This is a genomic window from Methanopyrus sp. (genome assembly GCF_053997775.1).
Map to the genome: position 1 here is coordinate 1 of NZ_JBMXXF010000006.1, position 6,024 is coordinate 6,024.

Here is a 6,024-nt window from a genome sequence, read left to right on the forward strand (position 1 = left end):
GTGATCACGGCGAGCTTGCCGTCCTTCAGCGCCAGCGCCAGTAGCAGAATCCCGTTCACGGTGACTTGGGCGCCGCTGGGCAGTAGGATGGAGCACCGGGGGTGGATCCGTCGAACCGGACTTGCCCCGTGATCAGGGCGGGGGCGAAGGATCCCAGCGTGACGGTGTCGACGGTCAGGCCCCGGTTCCGGAGCGCCCGGATCAGGCCCTGCGTCGGGAAGGCGGCTGGGGCGACGTTCCGGTCCCGGACGGCGCATCCGGGCACCTTCAGGTCGCCGAGCACCGGGTCGTGAACGGTTACGGTCACCGTGCCGTCGGGGTTCGATTGGGCGTCCACCCGGACCGTGAGGGTGGTCGGCTCGCCCTTCACGCGCCGGATCGGGTGCACCTCGGCCGGTATCAGCACGAGCCGGTCGCCCGCGACCGCCCCGTAGAACCGGCCCCAGTTCGTGTCGAGGAGGTAGAGAGTCCCGGTGGTCGTGCCGGAGTCCGTCAGGACCTTGACGGTGGCGAGCTTGGAGAGGTTCTTCAGCGTGATGTCCTTGTTAAGGTCGAGCTTCACGCCCCGTGCGCCTGCGGGTTCGCCGGGTTCGGGCGCTCGATCGTGAGCTGTGGAGTGGTCGCGTTGCCGACGGTTGTGGACTCCGTGCTCGCGCTGACGATCCTCTGGTTTGACTTATCGTAGGTTACCTTGAGGGTCGTCCCGTCCAGGTCCACGGAGAAGGTGATTTGACGGGCGTCCTCGCTCTCTTTCTTCACCGGGAGTAGTTTCGGTGGGAGCGGGTTCACGGCCAGGAGGGTGACGGTGCCGTTCACCTCGGCGGCGGTCAGGATGTAGCTCAGGTAGGGTCTCACGTCCAGGACGCTGACGTTGCCTCTGATCCGCACCACCAGTGCGGGCGTTAGTGGGTTGAACCCGCCCGGCGTTAGGAGGGCGAGGGTGACGCCGTTGGACTCCGGGACGGCGATCGCGAGGCTGTCCCGGAACGTTGGGCTACCGGCGTAGTCGCCGCGCCCGATCTTAACGTTGCTTAGCCGGATCACCGTGCCCGAGGATCGGTCCAGGAGGAGCGCCCGGACGCCCTGCCGGGTCTCAACGAGGATCACCGTGCGGTGGTCGCAGGTCCACGGATCCCAGAACCCGCTGAATGGACTCCCCCACGTCCGCGGTCACGGTGGTGAACTTGCCTCGAACGCTAGGTGATCCTTAGCCGGCTCCCGTCGGGCTTGAGGTGGACGGTGACGGGGGCTAGGTGCCCGTTGGAGGGCGCCAGTAATCCGGTGGTGGAGAAGGATGGGTTCGGGTTCTGACCCTGGTTAAGGTGAAGCTCGAACTTTCGGTTCACCGTGCCATCGGCGTTGATCGACTCCGGCAGCAGCACTCCCGACGCTGAAGCTGTCCGGACGTGTCCGAGTACGACGCCGAGTACGAGGCCCCGATCATGGTGACGCCCTTCACGCTCCGTCCGCGGATCAGGGCCACCGCCAGCAGGGACGTTGAGAACGTGACGCTCATTCCCTGGTCGGCGTAGCTGTACGAGAGCTGGATCTCGTAAGTTCTTACGTAGAACAGGCCGGGCTTTTCGGTGCCGTCCCCCCGGGACGATCGCCGCGATTTGGGCCGGCATGGTGAAGTCGTACGCCGCCAGGTGGCCCACCGGCCACCGGCACTGGACCCCCTGGGACGCCTGGGTGGAACCCGCCGCCGGCGCGGCGACGACCAGGAGGTAGAGGAGTAGCGGCGATAGGATCCGATGGTGGGCGCCTGACTCCCACCCCTGGTGGGGCTGCCCAGTTTCTGCGCAGAGGAGATAACCTTGACGCGTCTTTTCACCCTCCGGTGGCGGGGCTCGCCGAGGCGCGCGAGTCACGTGCGGCGGTGCCCGTAGGGGGCGCGGGTGGACGGTTTCGGGGGTTCTCTGATCCCGGCTCCGGGTTCGGTTTCCGGTTTCGGTTCTCTCCCTACCCGGTCGGCGCGAAGTGGGACGTCGGATTGAAAGCGTCGGGGTTTCCGGGCTTATCCCGCCGACCCGGTCGGGTGGTTCCGCGCGGTCCCGGTCATAGGGGGCCTTCCGGTGGTTGTCAGGCTTCGGAGCGGGCGCTCCGGGTAGCCGGTCCGGTGGCCGGTGCCGGGGACGGTGGAGCGCTCGGGTTGCCGGGCGTCATCGGTGACGCGCACGACCGTTGCCCTGGTGGTCTTGGCCCCGGGATTCGGTGCGCGCCGGCGACTCCGACCTCGAGGAGGATCCTGGGATGATGGGGCCAGGGTTCGCTAGGGTTCCACTACCGGGTCGCGCGGTGCGGTTGGATCCCGGGGCAGTGGGTAAAGGGTGAATGCGAGTTCGGGCGTCGGGCCAGCGCTGGCCGGGTTTGCCGTGGGCGCGCACCCGGCACGCCCGTCGCGGGGCTCGAACCGTGGCGCACCTGCGGTCGCTCCTACCGCGCGATCTTCGTCGCTCCGGGGCTCGGGTTACCGGGCTTCGGGTCGACCCCCGACGTGCGAGCCCTCTACGAAGCCTTCGAGGGGCGACGGTGGACCGGGAACGACTCCGGTCCGACCGACCGCGCGAACTCGACCGTGAGGTTGGAGGATCGTCGGGTCCGGGATCGCGCCGGATCGGTCGTCTTCGGGGTGGCGCGTCATCGGTTCGGGACCCGGGTGACGGCGGGGTCCCGAAACTTAGGGTCCCTCGCAATTCCGGTCGGGTGGCGCCGACGCGCCCCGGGGCGCTTCCGTCGGCGGCGCTGCCTTCCGGACTCTTAAATGCGCCGGCTACGTGCTGGTAAGCCTTCGTCGGGTTCGCTACCGGTCCGGGGTCGGGTCAGTCGCCACCGTTTCCGGCCCGGTTAGGCGAGGTTCGTGGGTCCCGAGGACCGGTGGGACGAGGTCCCCGGTCATCGGTTAGCGTGAGGTACTCCAGTGGGTGATTGTAGGATCTTTCGGGATCCCGGCGGTCTCGGGGAGCGCCAGGCTCCTGTAGGGTCGGTCCGGGATCGGTTCGGTCCTGATGCACCGGGTGGCGTGTTCGAAGGGTAGTCGCTCGGCCTCTCCACCTTGGTGTGAGTTGCCTATGGGGGGCTGACGATGCGCCGACCCGTGTTTGGATTTCGACGGTGAGACGTGTTCGTCGCGCTACCCTGGGCTCGCTGCGCTGGGTTCCCCGGTTGGGGGCGGGGTCATCGTGGCGGGCGTGATCGTCCGGTGGGTGGGCCTGGGGAGGAGTCGGTGGGGAATCGACGTTCGGGGGGGGGCTCTTCGATCACGCCGTCCGGGTCGTCTTCCGGGCTAGTGGGTCCAGGGTGGCGAGGAGGCGGGTCCATAGCTTCGAGGTCCGGTGGGTGAACAGGGCCGCCCCGATTCCCACGAGGGCGCCGGCGAGGACGTCGTGGGGCCAGTGTACGCCCAGGAGGATTCGGGTCGCGCCGATGAGCGTCGCCCAGGTCCAGAGGAGGGGTGAGAGGTGGCCCCGGCGTTGGAGGTGGTAGGCGGTGGCGAGGGCGAAGGCTTGGGCGGTGTGGCCGCTGGGGAGGCTCCAGCGTGGGTGGTCGACGGGCGCTAGGGGGGTCACGAGGTGGAGGGTGGAGGGTCGGGGCTCGTTCAGGGTCAGCTTGAGGAGGGTGGTGGTCGCGTGGGAGGTGAGGAGGGCGGCCATGAGCACGTAGGCGGTGCGGCGGTGGTGGAGGTAGGTCCATAGCAGGAGGAGGGGTGGGATAATGTTGATTGTCTTGGTCAGGTAGAGGGTCCAGGGGTAGAGGAGGCCGTGGCAGAGTTGTAGGATCAGGGTTTCCGGGGTGTGCGGGTGCACCGGGACCCCGCGCGCCCTTGGCCGTTCGCGGGGTGATCTGCCTGCCGGGGGATCGTTACGTTGATCGTAACGATTGGCCCGGGGGGCGTGGGGGCTAGGGGGTGGTCCGGCGCCTTGGTGGGATCAGGGGGATCACCGGGACCGGTAGGGTGGGGCCGCCTCCGGTCGTCGGGGTGGGGGCGGGGATCTCGAACCGGTCCACGGGTTCCCCGGTCACGGCGTCGTAGGTCTCGACGACGAGCCGGTCGCCCTGCACGTGGAACAGCGTCACGTGGGCAGGCGCGATCCTGAAGGCCTGGAGTCGGTCGTTCCATGGGTTGTCGGCGAGCCCGTAGACGGGCGCCCCGGCGTTGCCGTTGATGAGCACCCACAGGGGTCGGAACCACGGTTCCCTGCGGATGTCCCGGCCGCTCCAGTCGGGCGGGTACATGGGGAAGTCGCGGGTGATGAGGTACCGGGCGTAGCAGTGGTCGTGGCCGCACAGGAGGGCCACGACCTTGCGGTGCCGCATCAGCGTCTCGAGCAGTCGGTTTAGGTCCTCGAGGTGCGCCGGCTTGACGCCCCATCCCGGCTTGGCGACGCGGAACGGGGGCACGTGCATGGCCACGAGGACGAAGCGGACGCTCGGGTCCCGGTCCAGCTCGTCCAGCACCCGGTTCAGCCACTCCAGCTGCCTTCGTCGCACGAACCCGTAGTCGTGCGCCCGGACGTCCGGGGTGTAGCAGTTATTCAGCGTGACGATCGCCACGTTACCGTACCTGAAGTAGTAGACCGTGTCGCCGTACCGCGGCATCCCCTCGCCCTCCGACGCGTCGGCCGGGCCCTGTCCCAGCTCGGCCGGGGTCACGAACAGCTCGGAGAACAGGCGCTCGTCCCCCACGTAGGCCTCGTGGTTCCCGTACCCCACGTACACGGGGATCAGGGGTTCCCAGGGTGATACCGCCTGCAGCCAGTTCCAGTACTGCAGTCTGATCTCGTCCTCCGAGCGGCCCCGCCCCCAGATGAGGTCGCCGGGGAAGACCAGGAACCGGGCGCCTCGGGCGACCGCGAGCGCGAGCGCGCGCTGGAGGGCCCACACGTTGCAGCCGTAGGCGTCCGCGTCCCCGGTCCCGTTGGACACGTTCGGTCGCTCGTCGGAGCGGCTGTCCGCGGTGAACGCGAAGGTGAACCCCGCGGTGCCCGCCGGGGGCGCCGTTCGGAACCTTCGCTGGGCGAGCTCGTACCCCTGCCACCGCACGATCAGTCGGTACTCCGCGTTCGGTCGCAGTCCCCGGACGATGATGCGGTGGATCTCCGCCGGTCGCGGGTCGCGGGCCGAGCAGACGACGCGGCCGGTCTCGTCCAGTATGAGCGTCTCCGTGATCACAGGGCGCAGCGTTCGGTACCAGATCACGCACCCGTCCGGCCGTGGGCAGTACACGAGCGGGCCGCACACCACCGAGCCCTCCAGCACCCGGATCGCGTCGCCCTCCCGCGCCACCTGGACCGGTAGGTAGAATGCCGGGCGACCCTGGATCACCACCTTCAGCCACAGGGTCTGCACCCGACGCTCGGTCCGCGACGTGTTGAACGTGTCCTTCGGCGGCACCGTCAGTCGGGCGGTCCCGTGCTCCAGCCGCGCTCGGAACCGCCACACGGGGTACGGGACGTCCCCGGGCGCCGCCGGCCCGTACACGATCTCCCCGGTCAGTGACGGGTCCGGGAACCGGACGGTGATCGTGTTCCCCTCCGACGTGAACGAGGGGGGCCAGAACTGCGAGAACCCGTACGCCCAGCCCGGGGTCAAGGCCGTCAGGAGGGCGAGCGCCAGGGCGGTGAGGGTCGCCCGCAGCGGTTCCCACCCCCACGGAACTTGTGTTCCTTGTCCGTGAACCGTAGTTCTCAAACTGGGAAAAGCGCACCGGTTCGCGCGGGCGTCGTCGCCGGGTTGACGTTATGATCCTCGGAACGATTGGCGGGCCGGGTCATCGGCCCAGCGCCTCCAGGAGCCCGTCGGGGTCGCCGACGGGCGCGTACACGCACCCGTGACCCCGGACCAGCAGGCGCACCAGCGCCCTGCCACCCCGCTCCAGCACGTCGACGCGGTCGACGAGGTGCCTCGGTATCCGCTCGCGTCGGTTGAGGTAGCCGTAGCACCAGACGATCTCGATGGAGTCGGACGTGATCCGGACGTGGGTCGCGCCCCTGATGCCGATCACCGGGGGGACGGCGGGTAGGA

At 68.9% G+C, this 6,024-nt stretch carries 6 protein-coding genes; 1 reads left to right on the forward strand and 5 read right to left on the reverse strand.

Going from position 1 to position 6,024, the window contains the following annotated elements:
* Positions 1-55 precede the first annotated feature (55 nt).
* Both ACXJJV_RS01620 and ACXJJV_RS01625 read right to left on the reverse strand, forming a co-directional pair.
* Entirely contained in the window at positions 56-562 is a 507-nt protein-coding gene (locus ACXJJV_RS01620; RefSeq protein WP_456466432.1) for a hypothetical protein, read from the reverse strand.
* Positions 559-1,107, reverse strand: a complete 549-nt coding sequence (locus ACXJJV_RS01625; protein WP_456466433.1) for a hypothetical protein — start codon at positions 1,105-1,107, stop codon at positions 559-561. The genes ACXJJV_RS01620 and ACXJJV_RS01625 overlap by 4 nt, the downstream gene beginning before the upstream one ends.
* A gap of 299 nt (positions 1,108-1,406) precedes the next feature.
* On the opposite strand from ACXJJV_RS01625, the gene ACXJJV_RS01630 reads away from it, so the two are divergent.
* A complete protein-coding gene (locus ACXJJV_RS01630; protein ID WP_456466434.1) occupies positions 1,407-1,532 on the forward strand; it encodes a hypothetical protein in 126 nt (41 codons plus the stop codon).
* Positions 1,533-3,260: 1,728 nt separating this feature from the next.
* Here ACXJJV_RS01630 and ACXJJV_RS01635 read toward each other — a convergent pair.
* The 3 genes from ACXJJV_RS01635 to ACXJJV_RS01645 all read right to left on the reverse strand — a co-directional run.
* On the reverse strand, positions 3,261-3,806 hold the full coding sequence (locus ACXJJV_RS01635; RefSeq protein WP_456466435.1) for a phosphatase PAP2 family protein: 546 nt from the start codon (positions 3,804-3,806) through the stop codon (positions 3,261-3,263).
* Positions 3,807-3,900: 94 nt separating this feature from the next.
* On the reverse strand, positions 3,901-5,592 hold the full coding sequence (locus ACXJJV_RS01640; protein WP_456466436.1) for a metallophosphoesterase family protein: 1,692 nt from the start codon (positions 5,590-5,592) through the stop codon (positions 3,901-3,903).
* 178 nt (positions 5,593-5,770) lie between these two features.
* The coding region (locus ACXJJV_RS01645) for a hypothetical protein (RefSeq protein WP_456466437.1) at positions 5,771-6,024 on the reverse strand (254 nt) is incomplete at its 5' end.